Source organism: Nocardia sp. NPDC060249, from assembly GCF_042728755.1.
GTDB lineage: Bacteria > Actinomycetota > Actinomycetes > Mycobacteriales > Mycobacteriaceae > Nocardia.
Genome location: NZ_JBHXAQ010000003.1, coordinates 478005 through 501153 on the forward strand (window position 1 = coordinate 478005; position 23149 = coordinate 501153).

General features: G+C 66.6%; 24 protein-coding genes. 14 read left to right on the plus strand and 10 right to left on the minus strand.

Annotated features, from left to right (window positions below; all coding sequences use genetic code 11):
• Nucleotide 1 precedes the first annotated feature (1 nt).
• The 4 genes from ACFWFP_RS16015 to ACFWFP_RS16030 all read right to left on the minus strand — a co-directional run bounded on the left by ACFWFP_RS16015 (nt 2) and on the right by ACFWFP_RS16030 (nt 3083).
• The gene (locus ACFWFP_RS16015) at nt 2–853 is read right to left on the minus strand and encodes an ABC transporter permease (protein WP_062982725.1); all 852 of its coding nucleotides are present in this window, start codon (nt 851–853) and stop codon (nt 2–4) included.
• A gap of 5 nt (nt 854–858) precedes the next feature.
• Complete coding sequence (locus tag ACFWFP_RS16020; protein WP_379220081.1) at nt 859–1623, minus strand: MlaE family ABC transporter permease; 765 nt, start codon at nt 1621–1623, stop codon at nt 859–861.
• A 325-nt stretch (nt 1624–1948) separates the two neighbouring features.
• On the minus strand, nt 1949–2851 hold the full coding sequence (locus tag ACFWFP_RS16025; protein WP_379295662.1) for a 3-oxoacyl-ACP reductase: 903 nt from the start codon (nt 2849–2851) through the stop codon (nt 1949–1951).
• Nucleotides 2852–2894: 43 nt separating this feature from the next.
• A complete protein-coding gene (locus ACFWFP_RS16030) occupies nt 2895–3083 on the minus strand; it encodes a ferredoxin (protein ID WP_056819344.1) in 189 nt (62 codons plus the stop codon).
• Nucleotides 3084–3269: 186 nt separating this feature from the next.
• Here ACFWFP_RS16030 and ACFWFP_RS16035 point away from each other — a divergent pair, with 186 nt between their 5' ends.
• Both ACFWFP_RS16035 and ACFWFP_RS16040 read left to right on the plus strand, forming a co-directional pair.
• Complete coding sequence (locus tag ACFWFP_RS16035; protein WP_379295664.1) at nt 3270–4463, plus strand: acyl-CoA dehydrogenase family protein; 1194 nt, start codon at nt 3270–3272, stop codon at nt 4461–4463.
• Nucleotides 4464–4485: 22 nt separating this feature from the next.
• Nucleotides 4486–5583: an acyl-CoA dehydrogenase family protein gene (locus ACFWFP_RS16040; protein WP_379295666.1), complete on the plus strand. Its 1098-nt coding sequence runs from the start codon at nt 4486–4488 to the stop codon at nt 5581–5583.
• 78 nt (nt 5584–5661) lie between these two features.
• Here the strand turns inward: ACFWFP_RS16040 and ACFWFP_RS16045 are convergent, their stop codons facing one another.
• A complete protein-coding gene (locus ACFWFP_RS16045) occupies nt 5662–6234 on the minus strand; it encodes a TetR family transcriptional regulator (RefSeq protein WP_379295668.1) in 573 nt (190 codons plus the stop codon).
• A gap of 99 nt (nt 6235–6333) precedes the next feature.
• Between ACFWFP_RS16045 and ACFWFP_RS16050 the strand changes: the two genes are divergently transcribed.
• The 3 genes from ACFWFP_RS16050 to ACFWFP_RS16060 all read left to right on the plus strand — a co-directional run bounded on the left by ACFWFP_RS16050 (nt 6334) and on the right by ACFWFP_RS16060 (nt 8279).
• Nucleotides 6334–7512, plus strand: a complete 1179-nt coding sequence (locus tag ACFWFP_RS16050; RefSeq protein WP_379295670.1) for an FAD-dependent monooxygenase — start codon at nt 6334–6336, stop codon at nt 7510–7512.
• A gap of 141 nt (nt 7513–7653) precedes the next feature.
• On the plus strand, nt 7654–7893 hold the full coding sequence (locus ACFWFP_RS16055) for a type II toxin-antitoxin system Phd/YefM family antitoxin (RefSeq protein ID WP_379295672.1): 240 nt from the start codon (nt 7654–7656) through the stop codon (nt 7891–7893).
• Nucleotides 7890–8279 carry a type II toxin-antitoxin system death-on-curing family toxin gene (locus ACFWFP_RS16060; protein ID WP_379295674.1) on the plus strand — a complete coding sequence of 130 codons (390 nt, stop codon included), beginning with the start codon at nt 7890–7892 and terminating at the stop codon, nt 8277–8279. The genes ACFWFP_RS16055 and ACFWFP_RS16060 overlap by 4 nt, the downstream gene beginning before the upstream one ends.
• Nucleotides 8280–8367: 88 nt before the next feature.
• Here the strand turns inward: ACFWFP_RS16060 and ACFWFP_RS16065 are convergent, their stop codons facing one another.
• Entirely contained in the window at nt 8368–10011 is a 1644-nt protein-coding gene (locus tag ACFWFP_RS16065; protein ID WP_379295675.1) for an acyl-CoA synthetase, read from the minus strand.
• A gap of 61 nt (nt 10012–10072) precedes the next feature.
• On the opposite strand from ACFWFP_RS16065, the gene ACFWFP_RS16070 reads away from it, so the two are divergent.
• Nucleotides 10073–10855 carry a crotonase/enoyl-CoA hydratase family protein gene (locus ACFWFP_RS16070; RefSeq protein WP_379295677.1) on the plus strand — a complete coding sequence of 261 codons (783 nt, stop codon included), beginning with the start codon at nt 10073–10075 and terminating at the stop codon, nt 10853–10855.
• 52 nt (nt 10856–10907) lie between these two features.
• Here ACFWFP_RS16070 and ACFWFP_RS16075 read toward each other — a convergent pair whose 3' ends face one another.
• The gene (locus ACFWFP_RS16075) at nt 10908–11324 is read right to left on the minus strand and encodes a VOC family protein (RefSeq protein WP_379295679.1); all 417 of its coding nucleotides are present in this window, start codon (nt 11322–11324) and stop codon (nt 10908–10910) included.
• Nucleotides 11325–11474: 150 nt separating this feature from the next.
• On the opposite strand from ACFWFP_RS16075, the gene ACFWFP_RS16080 reads away from it, so the two are divergent.
• The gene (locus tag ACFWFP_RS16080; protein WP_379295681.1) at nt 11475–12473 is read left to right on the plus strand and encodes a sigma-70 family RNA polymerase sigma factor; all 999 of its coding nucleotides are present in this window, start codon (nt 11475–11477) and stop codon (nt 12471–12473) included.
• Nucleotides 12474–12486: 13 nt separating this feature from the next.
• Here ACFWFP_RS16080 and ACFWFP_RS16085 read toward each other — a convergent pair whose 3' ends face one another.
• Nucleotides 12487–14016, minus strand: a complete 1530-nt coding sequence (locus ACFWFP_RS16085; protein WP_379295683.1) for an acyl-CoA synthetase — start codon at nt 14014–14016, stop codon at nt 12487–12489.
• Nucleotides 14017–14037: 21 nt separating this feature from the next.
• Entirely contained in the window at nt 14038–15075 is a 1038-nt protein-coding gene (locus ACFWFP_RS16090; protein WP_379295685.1) for an LLM class F420-dependent oxidoreductase, read from the minus strand.
• A 60-nt stretch (nt 15076–15135) separates the two neighbouring features.
• Here ACFWFP_RS16090 and ACFWFP_RS16095 point away from each other — a divergent pair, with 60 nt between their 5' ends.
• Genes ACFWFP_RS16095 through ACFWFP_RS16115 form a run of 5 tightly spaced genes read left to right on the plus strand, consistent with a single transcriptional unit; the run spans nt 15136 to nt 19606 of the window.
• Nucleotides 15136–16101, plus strand: coding sequence for a Zn-ribbon domain-containing OB-fold protein (locus ACFWFP_RS16095; RefSeq protein ID WP_379295687.1), 966 nt, complete (start codon nt 15136–15138; stop codon nt 16099–16101).
• Nucleotides 16102–16147: 46 nt separating this feature from the next.
• Complete coding sequence (locus tag ACFWFP_RS16100) at nt 16148–17143, plus strand: thiolase domain-containing protein (protein WP_379296001.1); 996 nt, start codon at nt 16148–16150, stop codon at nt 17141–17143.
• Nucleotides 17140–18309: a thiolase domain-containing protein gene (locus tag ACFWFP_RS16105; RefSeq protein ID WP_379295689.1), complete on the plus strand. Its 1170-nt coding sequence runs from the start codon at nt 17140–17142 to the stop codon at nt 18307–18309. Before ACFWFP_RS16100 ends, ACFWFP_RS16105 begins: the two co-directional genes overlap by 4 nt.
• Nucleotides 18306–19190 (plus strand): TIGR03619 family F420-dependent LLM class oxidoreductase, encoded by an 885-nt coding sequence (locus ACFWFP_RS16110; RefSeq protein WP_379295691.1) that lies wholly within the window; start codon nt 18306–18308, stop codon nt 19188–19190. Before ACFWFP_RS16105 ends, ACFWFP_RS16110 begins: the two co-directional genes overlap by 4 nt.
• 2 nt (nt 19191–19192) lie before the next feature.
• Nucleotides 19193–19606, plus strand: coding sequence for a nuclear transport factor 2 family protein (locus ACFWFP_RS16115; RefSeq protein WP_379295693.1), 414 nt, complete (start codon nt 19193–19195; stop codon nt 19604–19606).
• Between the two features lie 60 nt (nt 19607–19666).
• On the opposite strand, the gene ACFWFP_RS16120 is transcribed toward ACFWFP_RS16115, so the two are convergent.
• The gene (locus ACFWFP_RS16120) at nt 19667–20956 is read right to left on the minus strand and encodes a cytochrome P450 (protein ID WP_379295695.1); all 1290 of its coding nucleotides are present in this window, start codon (nt 20954–20956) and stop codon (nt 19667–19669) included.
• Nucleotides 20957–21088: 132 nt separating this feature from the next.
• Between ACFWFP_RS16120 and ACFWFP_RS16125 the strand changes: the two genes are divergently transcribed.
• Together ACFWFP_RS16125 and ACFWFP_RS16130 are read left to right on the plus strand one after the other, a co-directional pair.
• Complete coding sequence (locus ACFWFP_RS16125; RefSeq protein WP_379295697.1) at nt 21089–22252, plus strand: steroid 3-ketoacyl-CoA thiolase; 1164 nt, start codon at nt 21089–21091, stop codon at nt 22250–22252.
• A 365-nt stretch (nt 22253–22617) separates the two neighbouring features.
• A complete protein-coding gene (locus tag ACFWFP_RS16130; RefSeq protein WP_019044759.1) occupies nt 22618–23034 on the plus strand; it encodes a helix-turn-helix domain-containing protein in 417 nt (138 codons plus the stop codon).
• The last annotated feature ends 115 nt before the right edge of the window (nt 23035–23149 follow it).

The window sequence follows — 23149 nt, forward strand, 5'->3', positions numbered from 1 at the left end:
GCTATCCCGAGAGGTGGAAGTTGCCGGAGGTGCCGTAGATGGCCAGCGAGATCAGCAGCGTCACTGTGACGACAGCGATCAGCGACGACCGCACCGCGTTACCGACCGCGATGCCGACGCCGACCGGACCACCCGCGGCGTGGAAACCGTAGTAGGTGTGGATGAGCATCACGGCCAGTGCCATCACGATCGCCTGCGCGAACGACCACAGGATGTCGCTCGGGATGAGGAAGGTCGAGAAGTAGTGATCGTAGACGCCTGCCGACTGCCCGTAGATCACGACGGTCGCGAACCGGCTGGCGATGAACGAGGCGATCACCGCGAGGGCGTAGAGCGGCACGATCGCGATCATGCCGGCCAGCACCCTGGTGCCGACCAGGAACGGAATCGGCCGGATCGCCATCGATTCCAGCGCGTCGATCTCCTCGGCCACGCGCATCGCGCCCAGCTGCGCTGTCGCGCCGGCGCCGATGGTGGCGGCCAGGCCGATGCCCGAGATCACCGGTGCCGCGATGCGCACATTGATGAGCGCGGCGAAGAAGCCGGTCAGCGCCTCGACACCGATATTGCCGAGCGAGCTGTAGCCCTGCACCGCGATGGTGCCGCCTGCCATGAGAGTCAGGAAGCCCACGATCACCACAGTGCCGCCGATCACGGCCAATGCGCCACTGCCCATGCTGATCTCGGCGATGAGGCGGATGGTCTCGGTGCGGTAGTGCACCAGCGCGCGCGGCACCGAGCCGAGCGCCTTGACGTAGAAGATCGCCTGATCTCCCAGGGAATCCACCGATTTCGACATCCGGTCGAAACGGCGGACCGTGCGCGGAAACTTGCTGCGAACTATGAATGCCATCGTGGTCACCGCACCGTGAATTTCAGGCCGATCGCGGTGACAACGACATTCACCACGAACAGCGCCATGAACGCGAATACCACTGTTTGGTTCACCGCGTCACCGACGCTCTTGGGTCCGCCTTTGACCTGGAGCCCGAGATAACAGGCGACCATTCCGGCGATCAGACCGAACAGGCCCGCCTTGATTTCGGAGATGATCAGCTCGGACAGATTCGTCAGCAGCGGAATCCCGTTGACGAACGCACCGGGGTTCACGCCCTGGAGGAAGACCGAAAACACGAAGCCGCCGGCGATGCCGATGGTGCACACCAGGCTGTTGAGCATCAGTGCCACGAACATCGAGGCGAACACGCGCGGCACGACCAGCCGGCTGACCGGGTCGATGCCGAGCACCTTCATCGCGTCGATCTCTTCGCGAATCGTGCGTGCGCCCAGGTCGGCGCAGATCGCGGTGGCGCCCGCGCCCGCCACGATCAGCACCGTGACGATCGGGCCGACCTGGGTGACGGCGCCGAACGCGGCGGCCGCGCCACTGAGGTCGGCGGCACCGATCTCGCGCAACAGGATGTTGAGCGTGAAGACCACCAGCACCGTGAACGGGATGGCGACCAGCAGTGTGGGCACGATCGAGACGCGCGCCACGAACCAGGCCTGGTCGACGAATTCACGCCATTGGAATGGTTTGCGGACGGTGGCACGTGCCACTTCCGCGCCGAGTTCGAAGAATCCGCCGACCGCCCGCAACGGGACAGCAAGGAGGTTGTTCATACCGAGTCCTCCTCTTTCGACGGGCGGACCGATTTGTCCGCGTACCCGTACTTCACCGCCACCCCGATCTGAAGACTGCCCAAAGACTAGAACATGTTCCTACTAATGTCTGCCATATTCGTAGACTCAGAGCAGGACTTTTTCTCGTAAAACGCTGTCAAAACTGAAACGGATACTTATTCAAATCGGCGGCCTTCCTGTGAGGCGTCACACACCCCGACGGTCATGTCTACCAATACCTGGACTGGTGATCAACACGACAGGCGAGACAAATCCGGCGGGGTGTGCGGCCGGCCAACATCGGGCAAACCGTGGACCGGGCTACTCAGCCCAGATCGCGGAGGTCGCGCGCCGAAAAGGTGTGATCCGCGGGGCGCTCCGCAAAGTAGCCACCGAGGGTGGCGGCGAGGTCGGCCTCGGACCATTCCGCGCCCGCGGCATCGAAGCGCTGCTCGACCGTCGGCGCCGCCATCAGCGCCACCATCGGTCCGTAGACGACGAAGACCTGACCGTTCACGGCGTCGGCGGCGGGCGAGGCGAGGTAGGCGACGAGCTTGGCCACGTGCTCGGGCGCCAGCGGGTCGACCGCGCCGTCGGGCGCGTCCGCGAAGACCGCCTCGGTCATCGCGGTCCTGGCCCTGGGGCAGATCGCGTTGGCGCGCACGCCGTACCTGGACAGGACGCGCGAGGCGGTCAGCGTGAGAGCGGTGATGCCGGCCTTGGCCGCACCGTAGTTCGCTTGGCCTTCCGGTCCGAGCAGGCCCGCCTCCGAGGAGGTGTTGACCAGTCGGCCGTAGACCGGCTCGCCCGCCGCCTTGGACGCCGCGCGCCAGTAGGCGGCCGCGTTGCGGGTGAGCAGGAAGTGTCCGCGCAGGTGCACCGCGATCACCGCGTCCCAGTCCTCGTCGGACATGTTGAACAGCATGCGGTCGCGGGTGATGCCCGCGTTGTTGACGACGATGTCGAGCCCGCCGAGCGATTCCTGCGCGGTCGAGACGAGCGCGTCGGCCGTCGAGCGTTCGGCGATGGAGCCGCCGACGAATTCGGCCTTGCCACCGAGCTCGCGGATGGCGGCGATGGTCTCGGCCGCCGCGTCCTCGGTCAGGTCATTGACGACCACCGCCGCACCGGCCGACGCCAGCGCGAGAGCTTCGGCCCTGCCGAGCCCGGCGCCCGCACCGGTCACGACGGCGACCCGGCCCTCCAATGAAATCTGCGTCACACTCATTCGGCCGACTCTAGAACGTGTTCCACCATCCGACAAGAGCGGATCACGCCAACCTCAGCGCGGCCTTGGGGCACTGCGCCACGGCCTCCTCCGCGTCGGCGAGTCGATCGGGCGCGACATCGCCCTCGGCGACGGTCAACATGTCGTCGTCATCAAGTTCGAACATGTCAGGGGCGATTCCTACACAGACGCCGTTCGCTTCACATCGGTCGAAATCGACGATGATCTTCATGAGAACTTCCTTCCACACGGTCTTCGCGACACTAACCCAGACAGCCCGGCCCCCGAGGCGGAACAGGCACCGAATCACCTTCAATACTGGAACATGTTCCAGTTCATATGCAATGATCGGTTTCGGCGGGGCTCGCCCCCTGCGCCCCGCCACCCGCCCTTTCAGCTCGACACCGAGGTAGGAAGCATGCGCGTCGCGTATACGCCGCAGCAGGAAGAATTGCGCGCCGAGCTGCGCGAATATTTCGCGAAGCTGATGACGCCGCAACGCCGCGCGGCGCTGAGCATGACGACCGGCGAATACGGCTCCGGCAATGTCTACCGCGAGGTCGTGCGCCAGATGGGCCGCGACGGCTGGCTCACCCTGAGCTGGCCCAAGGAGTACGGCGGCCAGGACCGCACCACGATGGATCAGCTGATCTTCGTCGAGGAAGCGGCCATCGCGGGCGCGCCGGTCCCCTTCCTGACGCTCAATTCCGTGGCGCCGACGATCATGCAGTACGGCACCGAGGAGCAGAAGAAATTCTTCCTGCCCAAGATCGCCTCCGGTGAGCTGCACTTCGCCATCGGCTACTCCGAGCCGGGCGCCGGTACCGACCTGGCCTCGCTGCGGACCACCGCGGTCCGCGACGGCGACGACTTCGTCATCAACGGCCAGAAGATGTGGACCAGCCTCATCGCCTACGCCGACTACATCTGGCTGGCCGTGCGCACCGATCCGGCCGCCAAGAAGCACAAGGGCATCACGATGCTCATCGTGCCGACCGATGTCGACGGGTTCTCCTGGACGCCGGTGCACACGATGGCTGGGCCCGACACCAGCGCCACCTACTACCAGGACGTGCGGGTGCCCGCCTCGGCGATGGTCGGACCGGAGAACGGCGGCTGGTCGCTGATCACCAACCAGCTCAATCACGAGCGCGTCGCCCTGACCTCGGCGGGTCCGCTGAGCCTCGCGGTCGCGCAGACCGTCGAATGGGCCAGGGAAACCACCCTGGCCGACGGCAAGCGCGTGATCGATCAGGAATGGGTACGGCTCAACCTGGCTCGCGTGTACGCCAAGGTCGAATACCTCAAGCTGCTGAACTGGGAGATCGCCAGTCGCGCCGATCTGGGCGGCGAAGCGGCGCCCAAGCCGTGGGACGCGTCCGCGTGCAAGGTCTACGGCACCGAACTCGCCACCGAGACCTACCGCCTGCTGATGGAAGTCGTCGGCCCGCACGCCTACCTGCGCCAGGACTCCCCCGGGGCGCGCATGCTCGGCAGGCTCGAGCGGATGCACCGTGCGGCACTGATCCTCACCTTCGGCGGCGGCACCAACGAGGTGCAGCGCGACATCATCGCCATGACCGCCCTGCGCCAGCCCGCCTCAGCCCGCTGATCTCGAAAGCCGGTATCTCCCCATGGATTTCACTCCTACCGAAGCCCAGACCGATCTCGCCCGGCTGACCGGCGAGATCTGCGCCAAGCTCGTCACCGCCGATCGCCTGCGCGAACTCGACACCGCCGACCGCTTCGACGAACAGCTCTGGAAGTCGCTCGCCGAGACCGGCGTGCTGGCCGCCGCGCTGCCGGAAGCCCTGGGCGGCAGCGATTTCAGCATCCTCGAGCAGTCCGCGGTCCTGCGTGAACTCGGCCGCGTCGTCGCCGCGGTGCCCTACCTGTGGTCGATCGTCCTCGGCGCGGGCGCGCTGGCGAAGTTCGGCGACGCCGACCAGCAGCAGCTGGCGGCGCGGGCGGGAGCGGGCGAGATCGTGCTCACCGCCGCGCTCGCCGAGGAACTGCGCGCCACCACCGACGCGCCCGGGATCGTCGCCGAGGCCGCCGGTGCCGGGTGGACGCTCACCGGTACCGCGACCACCGTCGCCGTCGCCGATCGCGCCGAACGAATCCTGGTGCCCGCCATCACCTCCACCGGTGTCGGCGTCTTCGTGGTCGATCCGGAACACGCTTCGGTGACCCGCACCGCCCAGCAGATCGTGGACCTGAGCCCCGAGTTCGTCGTCGACCTCGCCGCCACCCCGGCCGCACTGCTCGGCAGCATCGAGGCCGGCGCCGACATCCTCACCTGGCTGCGCGAACACGCCTGGCTCGGCCTGTCTGCCCTGCAACTCGGCACGCTGGAGCGCGCGCTCGAGCTGACCGCCGAGCACACCCGCACCCGCGAACAGTTCGGCAAGCCGATCGGCTCGTTCCAGTCCGTCGCCCAGCGCCTGTCCGACGCCTACATCGACATCGGCGGCCTGCGCCTCACGGTCACCCAGGCCGCCTGGCGCCTGGCGGAGGACCTGCCCGCCGCCGAGGCCGTCCACATCGCCAAGTTCTGGGCAGCCGAAGCGGGCCACAAGGTCGCCCACACCGTGGTCCACGTCCACGGCGGCCTCGGCATCGACCGCGACCACATCACCCACAACTACTTCACCGCCGCCAAGCACCACGAATTCGCCCTCGGCGGCGCCACCCCGCACCTGCTCGCCCTTGGCGCGGAGCTGGCGAGCTAGCTTCACTCTCGCTCCAGGGCCGGTACCGATCGAATCCGATCCGTACCGGCCCTGTCGCGTCTTGCGCCAAAGCCCCGGTCATGCCGCTGCGGTCAAGTAGCGCTGAAGGGTGGGGGCGATGTCTTCGATGATCTGTCGCGGAGTGAGCGCGACCACCGGGGGCAGTCGCAGGACGTAGCGGCACAGGGCAAGGCCCAGCAGCTGGGTGACGATCAGCGCCGCTCGACGGGGGGCGTCGGCGGGGGTGCCGAAGCGGAGGACGGCGGGTAGGACCTGGTCGGCGAAGATCTCTCGGAAGCGGGCCGCGACCGCATCGTCGGTGATCGAGGAGCGGAGCAGGATCAGCAGGACCGTGTTGTCGTTGCCCTCCCAGATCTCGAGGAAGCGGCGGATCATCAACTCGCCCATGGTGTTCGGGTCTGCGGCGCTCAGGTCGGGGAGGTCGAGGTCGATCTGAGCGGCGGCGGCGAAGAGGCCGTCCTTGCTGCCGAAATAGCGCATCACCATCGAGGGATCGATCTCGGCGTCGGCGGCGATCGCGCGGATCGTGGCCTTGGCGTAGCCGTCGGCGGCGAAGCGGGCACGGGCGGCCTCGAGAATGGCAGCCTTCGTCGCATCGGAACGACGGGTGGGAATCTCCTGGTCAGGCATGTCAACGATTGTAGGCCAACAACTGTTGACTTTCATCTGTGAGCGGGTTTACCGTTATGCCTACAAGAGTTGGCAAACAAGCGTTGACCAGGAGTCGAAATGGCCGCCATCTCCCTGCCCGAAGCCACCTCCGTTGTCATCGTCGGCGCGGGGCCCGCGGGGCTCACCGCCGCGATCGTGCTCGCCGAAGCCGGCGTCGACCACGTGCTCATCGACCGGATCGGCGAGGGCGCCAACACTTCCCGGGCCGCGGTGGTGCACGCCAGGACGCTCGAGGTGCTCGACGGACTCGGCGTCACGAGCAAGCTCGTCGAACTCGGAATCCGGGTGCCCACCTTCAAGCTCCACGACGGCGCGAAGACGCTGGCCACCATCGAATTCGGCGATCTCCCCACCGCCTTCCCGTACACGCTGATGGTGCCGCAGAACGTCACCGAGCAGGTGCTCCTCGACCGACTGCGCGAACTGGGCGGCACGGTGCACCGGCCGCTCACCGTCACCCGGGTCACCGACGAGAACAACAGCGTCACAGTCGAATACCTCGACGAGAACGACCAGCGAGGCGAGATCGAGGCCGACTACGTCATCGGCGCCGACGGCATGCACAGCGTCGTGCGCGAACACGCGGGCATCGGCTTCACCGGCGACACCTACCCGGCCTCGTTCATCCTCGCCGACGTCCACATGAGCTGGCCGGCTCCGCGCTCGGAAGTCTCGCTGCACCTGTCCCCCGAAGGCGTCACCGTGGTGGCGCCACTGCCCGACGAGGCGAACAACCGCTACCGCGTGGTCGCCACCGTCGACGAGGCACCGGAGCACCCCACCCGCACCGACATCCAGGCTCTGCTGAACACCCGCGGCCCGGCAGGCGAGATCCGTGTGGACGAAGTCCTGTGGAGCTCCCGTTTCCGGGTCCACCACCGCGTGGCCGACCACTACCGCGCAGGCCGCGTTTTCCTCACGGGCGACGCCGCCCACGTCCACAGCCCGGCAGGCGGCCAGGGCATGAACACCGGCATCCAGGACGCGGCCCTGCTGGGCACCCTGCTGACGAAAGTCACCGCAGGCGAACCGGATTCGATTCTCGACACCTACGAAACCATCCGCAGGCCGATCGCTCGCGACGTCGTCGCCTTCACCGACCGCATGACCACGATGGCCACCGTCCAGTCCGCCCTCGCGCGCACCGCACGCAACACCGTCTTCCGCCTACTCACCCGCATTCCCGCAGTCCGCACCACGCTGGCCTACCAACTCGCCGAACTCGGCAACCGCTGACCGCGCTCGCACAATTACTCCGTGCGACGAACTGAGCGACCGATGACAACCGCTCAGCGAAGGGCGTCGGCGCGGAACTGGCGAGCTTGCCCTTCACCGACAATTCGTACGAACTATCGGTGAAGATGTACAATTCATGGCATGACCGCCGCATCCTCGTCCGAGAACTGGGAGCTCCCGGTCAGTGAAGCCAGGGAGCGTTTCGCCGAAGTTATCGCGGCTGCCGAAGGCGGCACCGTTGTGCACTTGACCCGCCACGGCCGCCGCGTAGCAGCCGTGGTGCCGGATTCGATGGCAGAGACCGCAGACAGCCAAGTCCGCGCACTGTCGCGACAATTCGCCGAGCGTCACAGGAGCCTGCTCGACAGGCTCGCCGAGTGAGCGAAACGAAGATCTACTACCTCACCGTCGCCGACCTGCGAGCGATCACCGAGGATGTGGCAGGGCCGTACGTCGTACGCGACGCAGGCCTGCTCGCGTCTGCGGCCGCGCGCCCGGCGACCACAGTGTTCGGCACCGATGCCTACCCTGGCATTTGGCAGAAGCCCGCAGCGCTCCTCCATTCGATTGCGGCCAACAATCCACTCGTCGACGGCAACAAACGCCTTGCCATCGCGGGCGCGATCGTTTTCCTGGCCTACAACGGAATCGACACGCACGCCCTCGACGAAGACCTCGCCTACGACCTCGTGATCGACGTCGCCAGTGGCACGGTTGTAGACGTCCCCGAGATCGCATCCCGCCTCGCCACCGCGCTGAATCACTGACCGGAACGCTTTCCCCACAAACGGTTCCGGACACGACGAAGGCCCGCCCGGCGATACTGCCGGGCGGGCTATTTCGTGGTAGAGGGTTCTACGCCGAGCCCGCCTCCGCGTGCTCGTCCGCAGGCCGCTCATCGGTCTGTGACTTGGCCCAGCGGTAGTCCGGCTTGCCCGCGGGCGAGCGCTTGATCTCGTCGACGAACCACAGGCTGCGAGGCTGCTTGTAGGACGCGATCTCCTGGGAGAGGATCGGTTTCAGTTCGGCCAGGGTGGGGCGGTTCTCGCCACGACACTGGACGACGGCGACGACTCGCTGGCCCCAGCGGGCGTCCTCGACACCGACCACCAGCGCGTCGAAGATCTCGGGGTGCGCCTTGAGGGCGCCCTCCACCTCTTCCGGGTAGATCTTCTCGCCACCGCTGTTGATGCTCACCGAACCACGGCCGAGCATCGTGACCGAGCCGTCCTCCTCGACGCGCGCGTAGTCGCCGGGGATCGCGAAGCGAACGCCGTTGAACTCCTTGAACGTCGCGGCCGACTTGACCTCGTCCTTGTAGTAACCGAGCGGGATGTGCCCGCTGCGCGCCAGCAGACCGACGACGCCGGAACCCGGTTCGACCGGATTGCCTTCCTCGTCGAGCACCTGGGTGGCCGCGTCGATCTTCACCCGGGGGCCACCGGTGTGGGTGGCGCCCTTGGCGACCAGGGAAAGACCACCGAAACCGGTCTCCGAGGAGCCGATGGAATCGGAGATCATCCGGTTGGGCAGCACGTCGAGGAACTTGTCCTTGAGCGACGGCGAGAACAGCGCCGCACTGCTGGCCAGCACGTACAGGGTCGAAAGATCGTAGGGCTCACCGGTTTCCGGGTTGCCTTCGGCCAGCGCGTCGAGCATCGGCTGCGCCATCGCGTCGCCGGTGATGAAGATCAGGTTGATGCCGTGCTTGTCGACGGCCTGCCACACTCCGTGCCCGCTGAACTCGGGAATCATCACGGCCTTGCCACCGCCGAACAGGCTGTGGAAGGTGGCCCACTGCGAGCCGCCGTGGATCATCGGCGGGATCGGGAAGCGCACCATCTGCGGGTTGGCCGCGCCGACCTTGGCCAGCTCCCATTCGTCCTTGGTGTACTCGCCGGTGACGAAGTTGATGCCGGCGCCGAGCACCCGCCAGACATCCTCGTGCCGCCACATCACGCCCTTGGGCAGGCCGGTGGTGCCGCCGGTGTAGAGCATGTAGATGTCGTCGGGCGAGCGCTCCCCGAAGTCACGTTCACCCGACGAATCGGCCAGGGCCGCTTCGTACTCCACAGTGTCCGCGCCGGTGGGCCCATCGGTGCCGTCATCGACGACGATCACCGTCTTCAGGGCGGACACCTTCTCCCGAACCGCCGCCACCTTGTCGGTGTAGCGGCGCTCGTGGATCAGCGCGACCATGTCGGAGTTGTCGAAGATGTGCAGTAACTCGTTCTCGACGTAGCGGAAGTTGACGTTGATCATCACCGCCCGCGCCTTGAAGACGGCCACCATCGCTTCGACGGCCTCGACGGTGTTCCTGGAATAGATTCCGACTTTGTCGCCGGGACGCACACCCTGTTCCAGCAGGTAGTGGGCCAACTTGTTGGCCCGCTCCTCCAGTTCGGCGTAGGTCGACTCTCGATGTTCGCCGACCAGCACGATCCGGTCGGGCATCAAGTCGACGGCATGTTCGACGAGATCGGCTATGTTGTAGCTCACAAGGACAAAAATAGAACGTGTTACTGTTTCTGACAAGACTCAACTTGTCAGGAGTACGAAAATGGCCGACTGCCTGGTCGAGAAACGCGACCATGTCCTCATCGTCACCATGAACCGGCCGGAGGCGCGCAACGCCCTGTCCGGCGAGATGATGGCGATCATGCGCGACGCCTGGGACCAGGTGGACAGCGATCCCGACATCCGCGTCGCGATCCTCACCGGTGCGGGCGGGGCCTTCTGCGCGGGGATGGATCTGAAGGCGATGAGCTCGCAGCATCCGGGAGACACCGCCTCCGCAGGCAGCTGGGACCCCGCCTACCTCCCCGCGTTGCTGAAGGGGCGGCGCCTGGCCAAGCCGCTGATCGCGGCCGTCGAGGGCCCTGCCATTGCCGGTGGCACCGAGATCCTGCAGGGCACCGATCTGCGCGTGGCCGGGGAAAGCGCCAAGTTCGGCGTCTCCGAGGCCCGCTGGGGCCTGTTCCCGCTGGGTGGTTCCGCGGTGCGGCTGGCCCGGCAGATCCCGTACACGGTGGCCGCTGATCTGCTGCTGACCGGTCGGCACATCACCGCCGCCGAGGCCAAGGAGATCGGCCTGATCGGCCACGTCGTCCCCGACGGAACCGCCCTCGACAAGGCCATGGCGCTGGCCGGCCAGATCGCCGACAACGGCCCGCTCGCCGTCCAGGCGATGCTGCGCACCCTGCGTGAAACCGAGGCCATGCCGGAGAACGAGGCGTTTCCCATCGAGGCGAAGATCGGCATCGAGGTGTTCCGATCAGCCGACGCAAAGGAAGGGCCGCGAGCCTTCGCCGAGAAGCGCAAGCCGAACTTCACCGGCTCCTGACACGCCTCAGGGCGCCGGGCTCTGCGCCCGGCGCCCTGACCGCGCTGAGGACCTACGCGCCCGGGTAGTTCATGTAGAACGGCTCCCACTGGTGGCCGTCGGGGTCGAGGAAGGTGCGGCCGTGCATGCCGACCTGGGCCTCCTGGGCGCGCTTGTCGTCGTTGGTCTGTTCGGTGGCGCCCGCGGCGACGGCGGCGTCGGTCAGCGCGTCGACCTCGTCGGCGCTGGCCAGCGACAGTGCGTACCCGGCGGCGGCGGTGTTGATGGTGTCGGCGATCGGGCGCGTGCTGAAGGTCGAGAAGAACGGCTTGGTCAGCAGCATCAGGCAGATGTTGTCATCGATGACGATGCACGACGCGTTCTGATCGGTGAAATCCTCGTTGACCTTCCAGCCCAGCGCCTCGTAGAAGCTCTTCGAGCGGTCGAGGTCGGCGACGGGGAGGTTGATGAAGATCATCTTGTTGGTCATGGGATTCAGCCTTTCGGGGCGTCGTTGCGGTCTCGAACATGTAGACGTGGCGGTCGACGCGAATTCATCGCATCGGCGCGAAGTTCGCGAAATCGCGATAGTCCGTTTTCGCCTCTGTCGACTGTCGGACCCCTGTGGCATCGTGAAACTATGAGCGACGCCACAACCGCCACCACCGGCCCCGATCCCGCTGTACTCGCCGAATTCGAGACGCATCGGCGCGAGTTGTGCGCGTATGCCTACCGGATGCTCGGCTCCTCCTTCGAGGCCGAGGACGCGGTGCAGGAAACCTTCACCCGCGCCTGGCGCTCCTACGATTCCTTCGAAGGCCGCGCGAGTCTGCGCTCGTGGCTGTACAAGATCGCCACCAATATCTGTCTGGACATGCTCGACCGTCCCCAGAGTCGCGCCAGACCGATGGATCTCAACGGGCCGGGCCGCCCGGATTCCCCGCTGCCCATGCCCCAGCCCGATTACGTGTGGATCGAACCGATCCCGAACGCGCTGGCCTTCGGCGCCGACCCGGCCGACCACGCCTCCACCAGGGACACGCTGCGCCTGGCCTTCGTCGCGGCCTGCCAGCACCTGCCCGCCACCCAGCGCGCGATCCTGATCATGCGCGAGGTACTGCGCTTCTCCGCCGGTGAGACCGCCGAGGCGCTGATGATGTCGCCCGCGTCGGTGAACAGCGCGCTACAGCGGGCCAGGGCCACCATGTCGAAGGTGCAGCCCACCGTGTCCGACAGCTTCGACGAGACCGATCCGGACCAGCGCAAACTGATCGACGATTTCGTCAAGGCGTTCGAGGCTTACGACATGGACACGCTCACCACCCTGCTCAAAGCCGATGTGGCGCTGTCGATGCCGCCGTTCGATCTGTGGATCTCGGGCCCGGAGAACGTGGCCGCGTTCATGCTCAGCACGGGCAGCGCGTGCCGCAACTCGCGGATGGTGCCGCTGGTCGGCGCCAACGGTTCGCCCGCCTTCGGCCACTACAAGCCGAGCGAGGAGCCCGGCGTCTGGGTGCCGTGGTCGATCACGGTGCTCGAACTCGAGGGCGACACCATCGCCGGCCTCAACTTCTTCCTCGACACCCAGCGCCTGTTTCCGCTCTTCGGGCTCGAGCCGGAGTGGCGCGAGCCCGTCTGAGCGGGAACGCAATTCACAGCAGGCGACGCTTGTACAGCTTGCCGTTGGGATCGCGGGGCAGCTCCGCACGGTATTCCACCGTGCGGGGCAGCTTGTACTTCGCGAGCTGCCCGGCGGCGAATTCCAGGAGTTCGGCGGTGAATTCCTCGCCGGCGAGCCCTTCGACGGGCTGCACGAACGCCTTCACCTGCTGGCCCCAATCCGGGTCCGGCACACCGAGAACCGCTACGTCGGCCACCTTGGGGTGGCTCATCAGCACGCCCTCGATCTCGGCCGGGTAGATGTTCACGCCACCGGACAGGATCAGATCCGAGCGCCGGTCGCACAGGAACAGATAGCCGTCTTCGTCGAGGTAGCCGATGTCGCCGACGGTGAACAGGTCACCGACGCGCGACTCCTCGGTCTTCTCCTTGGCGTGGTGGTACTCGAAACTCGAAGCGCCCATCCGCATGTAGACCAGGCCCTCTTTACCCGCAGGGAGTTCGGTGCCGTCGGTCTCGTCGAGCACCTTGATCACCGACCACGGCCACGCCTTGCCCACCGAGCCCGGCTTGAGCAGCCACTCGGCGCCGTTGATCACGGTGCCGCCGCCCTCGGTCGCCGCGTAGTACTCGGTGACGACCGGGCCCCACCAGTCGAGCATCTGCCGCTTGGTCTGCTGCGGGCACGGTGCCGCGCCGTGCACCATGCTGCGCAGCGAGGACACGTCGTAGCGGGCTCGGACCTCGTCGGGCAGGGCGAGCAGGCGATGGAACTGGGTGGGCACCATGTGGCTGTGCGTCACCTTGTGCCGCTCGATCAGCGCCAGCATGTCCTGCGCGTCCCAGCGATCCATCAGAACGAGCTTGTGCCCCAACTGGATCGAGATGGTGGAGAAGTTCAGTACAGCCGTGTGGTACAGCGGCGAACCGCAGATGTGGACGTGCTCGTCATAGGGCGCGAGCCCGAACAGGCTGAAGAAGGCCTTGTTCGGTGCGGGGACCTCATCGGGGTCGGCCCCGGTCAGGGGACGGCGAACACCCTTGGGCCGCCCCGTGGTTCCCGAGGTGTAGAGCATCGGCGCGCCGACCGAACGCTCCGAGGGCCTGCCGGTATCGGCCGCGCCGAGCCACGACACCGGCCGGAAGCCCGGCACCGTGCCGACCGCGAACCGGGCGTTCTCCGGCAGTTCGGCGAGGTCGGCGGCCTCGGCGGCGGTGGCCGCGAACCGCTCGCTGGCCAGGAACGCCGCGGCGTCACTGTCACCGAGGATGTAGGCGATCTCCGGCGCGGTCAGATGCCAGTTCACCGCGACGATGTACAGCCCCGCCTGATACGCGGCGAAATACGCGGCGATCGCCTCGACACCGTTGTGCAGCATGCTGACAACGACGTCGCCGGTCTTCAATCCGATGCCACGTAGCCCGTTGGCGTAGCGGTTGGCCAAGGTCGCCAATTCTCGGTAGGTGATCTCCCTGCCGTCCGGGTCGACGACGGCGATCCGCTCGGGATCCGTCGCGGCGATATTCCACAGTCCGAGGACTTCCGTTGTCTGCTGGCTCACCCCTCGAATTTAGAACGTGTTCTACATGGCGGCAAGGGGTTGGAGCCTACGCATTTGTTCGGCGTCGGAGACCGAGATCAGCATCATCGTCACGCCCGCGTCCTCCCATTCCTTCAACCGGGAGCGCACGTGCGCCTCGTCGCCGAAGATCGCGGTGTCGGTGATCAGCTCGTCGGGCACCGCCGCCGCGGCCTCGGCCTTGCGCCCCGCCTGGAACAGCGCGGAGATCTCGTCGACCTCGGCGCCGTAGCCCATCCGCCGGTACACCTGGGCGTGAAAATTCAGCTCGGGTGCGCCCATGCCGCCGATGTAGAGCGCGCTCACCCAGCGCATCCGCTCGATCTCCGCCGCCGGATCGTCGGTGATCACCACCTGCGCGCTCGCCGCGATCTCGAAATCGTCGCGCGAACGACGCGCGCCCGGCCGCGCGAAGCCCTCGTCGAGCCACTCGTTGTACATCCCGGCCAGTCGGGGTGCGTAGTAGATCGCGAGCCAGCCGTCGGCGATCTCAGCGGTCTGCGCGACGTTCTTCGGACCCTCCGCACCCAGCCAGATCGGCAGATCAGCGCGCAGCGGATGCACGATCGGCTTGAGCGGTTTGCCGAGCCCGGTCGCGGCGGGGCCGGTGTACGGCAGGCCGTAGTGCTTGCCGTCCGACGTCACCGGCGCCTCGCGAGCCAGCACCTTGCGCACGATGTCGACGTACTCGCGCGTGCGCCGCAGCGGCTGCGCGAAGGGCTGTCCGTACCAGCCCTCCACCACCTGCGGACCGGAGACGCCGAGGCCGAGAATGGCCCGGCCGCCGCTGAGGTGATCGAGCGTGAGCGCGTGCATCGCGGCCGCCGCGGGAGTGCGGGCCGACATCTGCGCGACCGAGGTGCCCAGTCGCACGCGCTCGGTGGACGATCCCCACCAGGCCAGCGGAGTGAAGGCGTCCGAGCCCCACGACTCGGCCGCGAACACCGCGTCGAAGCCGGTTTCCTCGGCCGCGACCACCAGCTCGCCTGCGTTGGCGGGCGGCCGCGCGCCCCAGTATCCGAGTTGCAATCCGAATTTCATGATCGGCGCCCTTTCGGCGAATCCTTGCGAGCAGAATAAGAACCTGTTCTACTCGATATCGTGACCCAGGGGAATACCGCAGTGGAAGTATTGAGTGCACCCCTGAGGGTGCGATTCGACTACACCAGGTCCGTCGGACCCATCATCGGCGCCTTTCTGACCGGACTGCGCGAACGCCGGATACTCGGCGCGCGCGGCAGCGACGGGCGAATACTCGTGCCACCGCCCGAATACGATCCGCACACCAGCGCACCGCTGGCCGAACTGGTCGAGGTCGCGGCGACCGGCACCGTCACGTCCTGGACGTGGGTGTCCGAGCCGTTGCCCGGCCAGCCGTTCGACCGTCCGTTCGCGTGGGCGCTGATCCAGCTCGACGGCGCCGACACGTCGTTGCTGCACGCGCTGGATGTGACCGACCCAGCACAACTCAGCACCGGAATGCGGGTCAGTGCCCGCTGGGCCGACGAGCGCACCGGCCGAATCCAGGACATCGCCCACTTCGAACCCGGCGAGAGCACCAGCCCCGCCGACTACTCCGAACAAACACCGATCACCATCTTGACCACGCCCGTCGACCTCGATTACAAGCACACGGCCTCTCCCCAGGAGAGCGTCTACCTGCGCGGGCTGGCCGAAGGCAAGCTCATCGGCGGTCGCTCCGAAGCGGGCGGTCGGGTGTACTTCCCGCCGCGCGGCGCCAACCCCACCGACGGCAGGCCCACCGACGACCTGGTCGAACTGCCCGACAAGGGCACGGTGACCACGTTCTGCATCGTCAATGTGCCGTTCCTCGGCCAGCGGATCAAGCCGCCGTACGTGGCCGCCTACGTGCTCCTCGACGGCGCCGACATCCCGTTCCTGCACCTGATCCTCGGCTGCGAGGCCGACGAGGTGCGGATGGGCATGCAGGTCGAGGCGGTGTGGAAGCCCCGCGAGGAGTGGGGCCACACGCTGGCCAATATCGACCACTTCCGGCCCACCGGGGAGCCCGACGCTCCCTACGAGTCCTACCAGCACCACCTCTAGAGAGGCGACGTTGACCACATCAGCATCCTCCGGCAGCGACGCGAGCCTGCCCGAGATCGCGGTGGTGGGCTTCGCCCACGCACCCCACGTACCCGAAACCCACGGCACCACCAACGGCGTCGAGATGCTCGTGCCGTGCTTCCAGCAGCTCTACGCCGAGCTCGGCATCACCAAGTCCGATATCGACTTCTGGTGCTCGGGATCCTCTGATTTCCTGGCCGGACGGGCGTTCTCGTTCATCTCGGCGATCGATGCGATCGGCGCCGTCCCACCGATCAACGAGTCGCATGTGGAGATGGACGCCGCATGGGCCCTCTACGAAGCGTGGGTGAAGCTGCGTTCCGGACAGGCGCAGACCGCGCTCGTGTACGGCTTCGGCAAGTCGTCGGCAGGCACGCTGCGCCAGGTGCTGACCATGCAGCTCGACCCCTACCTGGTCGCGCCGCTGTGGCCCGACGCGGTCTCGGTCGCGGGTTTGCAGGCGCGGGCCGGTCTGGATTCCGGCCGGTGGACCGAGCAGGACATGGCGGCGGTCGCGGGTGGTGATCTCGGCGCACCCTATGTGGCCGACCCGCTGCGCGCCCACGACATCGCGCCGATCACCGACGGCGCGGCCGCGATCGTGCTCGCGGTCGGCGATCGCGCGCGCGAGCTCTGCGAGCGACCCGCGTGGATCACCGGAATCGCGCACAACATCGACGCCCAGGCACTGGGCGGTCGCGATCTGACCCGCTCGCCCTCCACCACCAAGGCGGCCGCGTTGGCGACCGGCGGCAACACCAGCTTCGACGTCGCCGAGCTGCACGCGCCGTTCAGCCACCAGCAGTTGATCCTCGCGGAAGCGATCGGGCTGTCCGCGGACACCCGCATCAACCCCTCCGGTGGCGCCCTCGCCGCCAACCCGATGTTCGCGGCGGGTCTCGAACGAATCGGCAGCGCCGCCCAAGCCATCATGTCCGGCACCGCGAACCGGACCCTCGCTCATGCGACCAGCGGCCCCGCGCTGCAACAGAATCTGGTCGCCGTCATGGAGGTCAAGTGAGCTTCCCCGCAGCGGTGCTCGGCACCGGCCAAACCCATCACGTGACAAAACGTGCGGACGTGTCCATGGCGGGCATGTGCCGTGAAGCCATCGATCGCGCACTCGATGACGCGGGTCTGACCATCGCCGACATCGACGCTGTCGTCGTCGGCAAGGCCCCCGACTATTTCGAGGGCGTCATGATGCCCGAGCTGTACATGGCCGAGGCGCTCGGTGCGGCGGGCAAGCCGTTGATCCGCGTGCACACCGCGGGCTCGGTCGGCGGTTCCACCGGCGTCGTCGCCGCCAACCTGGTGCAGGGCGGGGTGCACAAGCGTGTTCTCGCCATCGCCTGGGAGAAGCAGTCGGAGTCGAATGCCATGTGGGCGTTGTCGATTCCGGTGCCGTTCACCATGCCGGTCGGCGCGGGCGCGGGCGGGTACTTCGCTCCGCACGTGCGCTCCTACATCCGGCGCTCGAACGCACCACTGCACATCGGTGCGATGGTGGCGGTGAAGGATCGGCGCAACGGCGCGAAGAACCCACTCGCGCACCTGCATCAGCCCGACATCACCATCGAGTCGGTGCTGGCCTCCCAAATGCTGTGGGACCCCATCCGTTTCGACGAGACCTGCCCGTCGTCGGACGGCGCGTGCGCCGTGGTGATCGGAGATGCCGAGGCCGCCGCGGTGGTCGAAGCCGAGGGCAAGAAGGTGGCCTGGGTACACGGCACCGCGATGCGCACCGAGCCGACAACCTTCTCCGGTCGCGACCAGGTGAATCCGCAGGCGGGCCGGGTCGCGGCCGCGGCCCTGTGGGAGTCGGCCGGGATCACCGATCCCCTGGAGGAGATCGACGTCGCCGAGATCTATGTGCCGTTCTCCTGGTTCGAGCCGATGTGGCTCGAGAATCTCGGCTTCGCGGCCGAGGGCGACGGCTGGAAACTCACCGACAAGGGTGAAACCGAGATCGGCGGACGCATTCCGGTGAACCCGTCGGGCGGCGTCCTCTCGTCCAACCCGATCGGCGCCTCCGGCCTGATCCGGTTCGCCGAAGCGGCCAAGCAGGTGATGGGGCGCGCGGGCGCGTACCAGGTGCCGAATGCGCGCAAGGCCCTCGGGCACGCGTACGGCGGTGGCTCCCAGTACTTTTCGATGTGGGTCGTGGGAAGCGAGCGTCCGGCGTGAAGTTCACCCTCGGTGTCGCCCTGAGCCCCTTGGACCAGCTCACCGAGCTGGCCAAGACGGCCGAGGAATGCGGGTTCACCTCCATCGGCCTGCCCGATTCGCTGTTCTACATGAAGTCGCAGGCCGCCGACTACCCGTACACCCCGGACGGCAGCCGCTTCTGGGGCCCGGAGACGCCGTGGGTGGATCCGCTGATCGCCGCCGCGTCCATGGCGGCGGTCACCACGGACCTGCGGTTCTACACCAATGTCCTCAAGCTCGGCTCGCGCAATCCACTGCTGCTGGCCCGCCAGGTCGGCTCGATCGCCAACCTGTCGGGAAACCGGTTCGGGTTCGGCATCGGAATCGGCTGGGCACCGGAGGAATTCGAATGGTGCGGCGTCCCGTACGCGCGCCGCGGCGCCAGAGTCGACGAGATGATCGAGGTCATCCGGCTCGTTCTCGACGGCGGCATGGTCGAATTCCACGGCGAGTTCTTCGATTTCGACCAGTTGCAGATGAGCCCGGCGCCGAGCGAGCGAGTGCCGTTCTACATCGGCGGGCACACCGGTCCGGCGCTGCGCCGGGCCGCCCGCATCGGTGACGGCTGGACCTCGGCGATGATGAAGTTCGACGACCTGGTCACCACCATCGACACGCTGCGCGACCTGCGTGCCGAATACGGCCGGTCCGAGGAGCCCTTCGAGATCCAGTCCGTCTGCATCGACAAGTTCGGCCGCGACGGCTATCAGGATCTGGCCGACGCGGGCGTCACCGACAACATCGTGGTGCCCTGGCTGGCCGACGGTATCGGGTTCGACGGCGAGCTGGCGGCCAAGCAGGACTCGGTGCGCAAGTTCGCCGAGAAGTACATCGCCGACCCCATCATCGCGAAGGTGTAGCCATGACCACCATCGAACGCACCGCCCGTGCCGCGGGCCTGGCATCCCAGGCCGCGGTCAGAGCGAAGGACCGGGCGGCCTGGGTCGCCCTGTTCGCCGAGGACGGCATCGTCGAGGATCCCGTCGGTCCCTCTGGTTTCGATCCCGAGGGCGTGGGCCACCGCGGCCACGAGGCCATCGGCGCCTTCTGGGACAAGGCCATCGCCCTGACCGAATCCATCGAATTCCGCTTCGAGGACTCCTTCGCCTGCGGGAACGAAATCGCCTTCACCGGCCTCATCCGCACCACCATGGCCGGGCACGTCATCGACGCCGAGGGTGTGTTCACCTACAAAGTCGACGCCGACGGAAAGATCGCCGCCTTGCGCGCTTTCTGGGAAGTAGACCGCGCGGTCGCAACTACGCGCCCCGTATAGCGGTAAACGCGAGAACAGCCCGGGACCTTTCGGTCTCGGGCTGTTCTCGTTGTCAGTGACTCAGTGCGCGACGGGGCAGCCGGCGGGCTTGTAATCGACCGGCAGCTCCTTGATCCCATTGAGCCAACCCGAACGCAGACGTTTCGGATCACCGATTTGCGTGATATCGGGCAGATGGTCAGCAATCGCGTTGAAGATCAGATCGACCTCGAGCCGAGCCAGGTTCGCGCCGACGCAGAAGTGGGCGCCGGTGCCGCCGAAGGCCAGGTGCTGGTTGTCGGCGCGGGTGATGTCGAACTTCTCCGGGTTCTCGAACACGTCCTCGTCGAAGTTTGCCGAGCGGTACAGCATCACGAGCCGCTGACCCTTCTTGATCTGCACGCCGCCGAGTTCGGTGTCCTCGAGCGCGGTGCGCTGGAAGGAGGTCACCGGGGTGGCCCAGCGGATGATCTCGTCCGCCGCGGTGGCGGGGCGCTCCTTCTTGAACAACTCCCACTGGTCGGGGTTCTCCATGAAGGCGATCATGCCGTGGGTGATGGCGTTGCGGGTCGTCTCGTTGCCCGCGACCGCCAGGACGATCACGAAGAAGCCGAATTCCTCCGGTGTGAGGTGCTCGCCGTCGACGTCCGCCTCGATCAGCGTGGTCACCAGATCGTCGGCCGGACAGGCCTTCCTGGCCTCGGCCATCTGGTAGGCGTAGCCGAGGATCTCCATCGACGCGGCGACCGGATCAGCGGTGCTGTCCGGATCGTCGTAGCTGGTCATGTCGTTGGACCAGTCGAAGACCTTCATCCGGTCCTCCTGCGGCACGCCGATCAGTTCGGCGATCGCCTGCAGCGGCAGCTCACACGCCACCTGGGTGACGAAGTCACCGCTGCCGGACTCGAGGGCTCGCTTCACAATGCCCTCGGCACGGGCCGAGAGTTCGGCGCGCAGGCCGTTGATCGCGCGCGGGGTGAAGCCCTTGGCGATCAGCTTGCGCAGCTTGGTGTGCTCGGGGGCGTCCTTGTTCAACAGGACGAAGCGCTGCAATTCGATCTGCTCGCGCTGGATGTCGTCGTTGAAGCGCGGGATCGCGGTGTTCTCGAAGGTCGAGAACACATCGCTGCGCCGCGACACCTCTTTGACGTCGGCGTGCTTACTCACTACCCAGAAGCCCTCGTCGTGGAACCCGCCCACTTCGGGCGACTGCTCGTTCCACCAGATCGGGGCCGTCCGACGCAGCTCGGCAAACTCCTCGGCCGGAATCCGCTCGGCGTAGATGGCCGGGTCGGTAACGTCGAACCCGTCCGGCAGGTTCGGCCGGGCACCCGTCACAGGGCCGGCGTGTTCGGTGCTCGGATCTACCACCAGATGTCTCCTTCGACAAACTGAAACACGTTCTATAATCATTCAAGCATAGCGGTCGCCGCGACGGAAGAACCTCGCGGTTTTACCCTGAGCTCAAGATCAGAACCTGTTGCAGTTATGAGGGAGAATCACATGGGCACACCCGTGATCGTCGAGGCCGTGCGGACCCCCATCGGCAAACGTCGAGGGCAACTTTCGGGACTGCACGCCGCCGAACTACTCGGCTTGGCCCAGCGCGGACTACTCGACCGAGCCGGCCTCGACCCGGCCGAGGTCGAGCAGGTGATCGGCGGCTGCGTCACCCAGGCGGGCGAGCAATCCAACAACGTCACCCGCGTGGCCTGGCTGCACGCGGGCCTGCCGTGGCAGACCGGCGCGACCACGATCGACGCCCAGTGCGGCTCGGCCCAGCAGGCCAATCACCTCGTCGCGGGCCTCATCGCCACCGGCGCGATCGACGTCGGCATCGCGTGCGGCGTCGAGGCGATGAGCCGGGTGCCGCTCGGCGCCAACGTCGGCACCGAGGCGGGACCGCGACGGCCCGCCTCGTGGTCGATCGACCTGCCCGACCAGTTCGGGGCCGCGGAGCGCATCGCCCGCAGGCGCGGGATCACCCGGTCCGATATCGACGAATTCGGCTTGCGCTCTCAGCAATTGGCCGCCAAGGCGTGGGCGGAGGGCCGCTACGACCGCGAGGTGCTCCCGGTCTCGGCGCCGGTGCTCGACAGCGAGGGCGTGGCCACCGGGGAGAAGGTGGAGGTCGCCCGCGACCAGGGTCTGCGCGCGACCACCCGCGAAGGACTGGCGGCACTGAAACCGGTCGTGGCCGACGGCATCCACACCGCGGGCACCTCGTCGCAGATCTCCGACGGCGCCGCGGCGGTGCTGCTGATGGACGAAACCGTCGCGCGCCGAAAGGGTTTGCGTCCGCGCGCCCGGATTCACACCCAGGTACTCGTCGGCGCCGAACCGGAGTTCCATCTGGACGGTCCGGTACAGGCGTGCGCCCGCCTGCTCGAGCGCTCCGGAATGACGATTGGCGATATCGATCTATTCGAGATCAACGAAGCATTCGCATCGGTTGCACTTTCGTGGGCCGCCGTACATCAACCTGACATGGAACGGGTAAATGTCAACGGCGGCGCGATCGCAATCGGGCATCCTGTCGGCTCTACCGGCTCCCGATTGATCACGACCGCGTTACACGAACTCGAACGCACAGGTCAGGGCACTGCCATGGTGCTGATGTGCGCAGGCGGCGCACTCGCGACGGGGACCATCATCGAGCGTCTGTAGACTGCCCCTTACCGAAACCGGGCGCCCAGGTTGAACATTCATCCCAGGGCGCCCGGAACGTGTCGTACGCCACAAAGTCACGGGGGGCAGGGGGATCATGAGATGTCAGCTATCTTTGGGCTATCATGGGTGCGTGGTGGAAGAACCCCGCGACGGGCACGAACCCGGGTACCCCAGCGCTCGACAAGAGTCGTTGGGGTGACCCGCAAACACGCTCACCGCCGCCCCTGCACGCAGGTGAGCGTCGGAAATCGTAGAGAAATCCCCAATCAGGCGTAGGTTTTCAGTTACTGAGCCGCTAATATCAATGATACGTATCCGAGATAACGACTGTTAGTACAGTGAAGGGAATTGGGCGGCTCACAATGGCTGATTTCGCGGCGCGGCTGAACAAGCTGTTCGAAACCGTGCATCCCCCGGGGCGCAAGCCGCACACCAACGCAGAGGTTGCGGCTGCGCTGACTGCCTCCGGGCATCCGATCTCGAAGCCGTATCTCTCGCAGTTGCGGTCGGGACAACGAACGAATCCGTCCGATGAGACGGTGGCCGCCCTGGCGAAGTTCTTCAAGGTCAAGCCTGACTACTTCTTCAACGATATCTACGCGGCCAAGATCGATCACGACCTGGAGCTGCTCGCGCAGCTACAGGGTTACGGACTTCGTCGACTGTCGAGTAGGGCATTCGATCTGTCCGAAGAATCACAGAATCTGCTCACCTCGATGGCGGAGAAGCTACGGGCCAGCGAAGGCTTGCCCGAAATTCCTCCGGACGGAACAGAATAGGATCCACACAGCGGCCGGCCTGACGCACCTGATGGTGTCCTGGGTACGGCCGTAAACACGTCGGATACGCAGACAACGGGCCTGAGACGGTGGAAAACCACCAGCTCAGGCCCGT

Excerpts from the sequence above, each read along its gene's own strand:
- ACFWFP_RS16030 (WP_056819344.1), bottom strand. The coding sequence starts at position 3,083 with ATGAAGATCATCGTCGATTTCGACCGATGTGAAGCGAACGGCGTCTGT.
- ACFWFP_RS16115 (WP_379295693.1), top strand. The coding sequence starts at position 19,193 with ATGACCACCATCGAACGCACCGCCCGTGCCGCGGGCCTGGCATCCCAG.
- ACFWFP_RS16055 (WP_379295672.1), top strand. The coding sequence starts at position 7,654 with ATGACCGCCGCATCCTCGTCCGAGAACTGGGAGCTCCCGGTCAGTGAA.
- ACFWFP_RS16050 (WP_379295670.1), top strand. The coding sequence starts at position 6,334 with ATGGCCGCCATCTCCCTGCCCGAAGCCACCTCCGTTGTCATCGTCGGC.
- ACFWFP_RS16070 (WP_379295677.1), top strand. The coding sequence starts at position 10,073 with ATGGCCGACTGCCTGGTCGAGAAACGCGACCATGTCCTCATCGTCACC.
- ACFWFP_RS16035 (WP_379295664.1), top strand. The coding sequence starts at position 3,270 with ATGCGCGTCGCGTATACGCCGCAGCAGGAAGAATTGCGCGCCGAGCTG.
- ACFWFP_RS16090 (WP_379295685.1), bottom strand. The coding sequence starts at position 15,075 with ATGAAATTCGGATTGCAACTCGGATACTGGGGCGCGCGGCCGCCCGCC.
- ACFWFP_RS16020 (WP_379220081.1), bottom strand. The coding sequence starts at position 1,623 with ATGAACAACCTCCTTGCTGTCCCGTTGCGGGCGGTCGGCGGATTCTTC.
- ACFWFP_RS16075 (WP_379295679.1), bottom strand. The coding sequence starts at position 11,324 with ATGACCAACAAGATGATCTTCATCAACCTCCCCGTCGCCGACCTCGAC.
- ACFWFP_RS16040 (WP_379295666.1), top strand. The coding sequence starts at position 4,486 with ATGGATTTCACTCCTACCGAAGCCCAGACCGATCTCGCCCGGCTGACC.
- ACFWFP_RS16045 (WP_379295668.1), bottom strand. The coding sequence starts at position 6,234 with ATGCCTGACCAGGAGATTCCCACCCGTCGTTCCGATGCGACGAAGGCT.
- ACFWFP_RS16125 (WP_379295697.1), top strand. The coding sequence starts at position 21,089 with ATGGGCACACCCGTGATCGTCGAGGCCGTGCGGACCCCCATCGGCAAA.
- ACFWFP_RS16015 (WP_062982725.1), bottom strand. The coding sequence starts at position 853 with ATGGCATTCATAGTTCGCAGCAAGTTTCCGCGCACGGTCCGCCGTTTC.
- ACFWFP_RS16080 (WP_379295681.1), top strand. The coding sequence starts at position 11,475 with ATGAGCGACGCCACAACCGCCACCACCGGCCCCGATCCCGCTGTACTC.
- ACFWFP_RS16025 (WP_379295662.1), bottom strand. The coding sequence starts at position 2,851 with ATGAGTGTGACGCAGATTTCATTGGAGGGCCGGGTCGCCGTCGTGACC.
- ACFWFP_RS16130 (WP_019044759.1), top strand. The coding sequence starts at position 22,618 with ATGGCTGATTTCGCGGCGCGGCTGAACAAGCTGTTCGAAACCGTGCAT.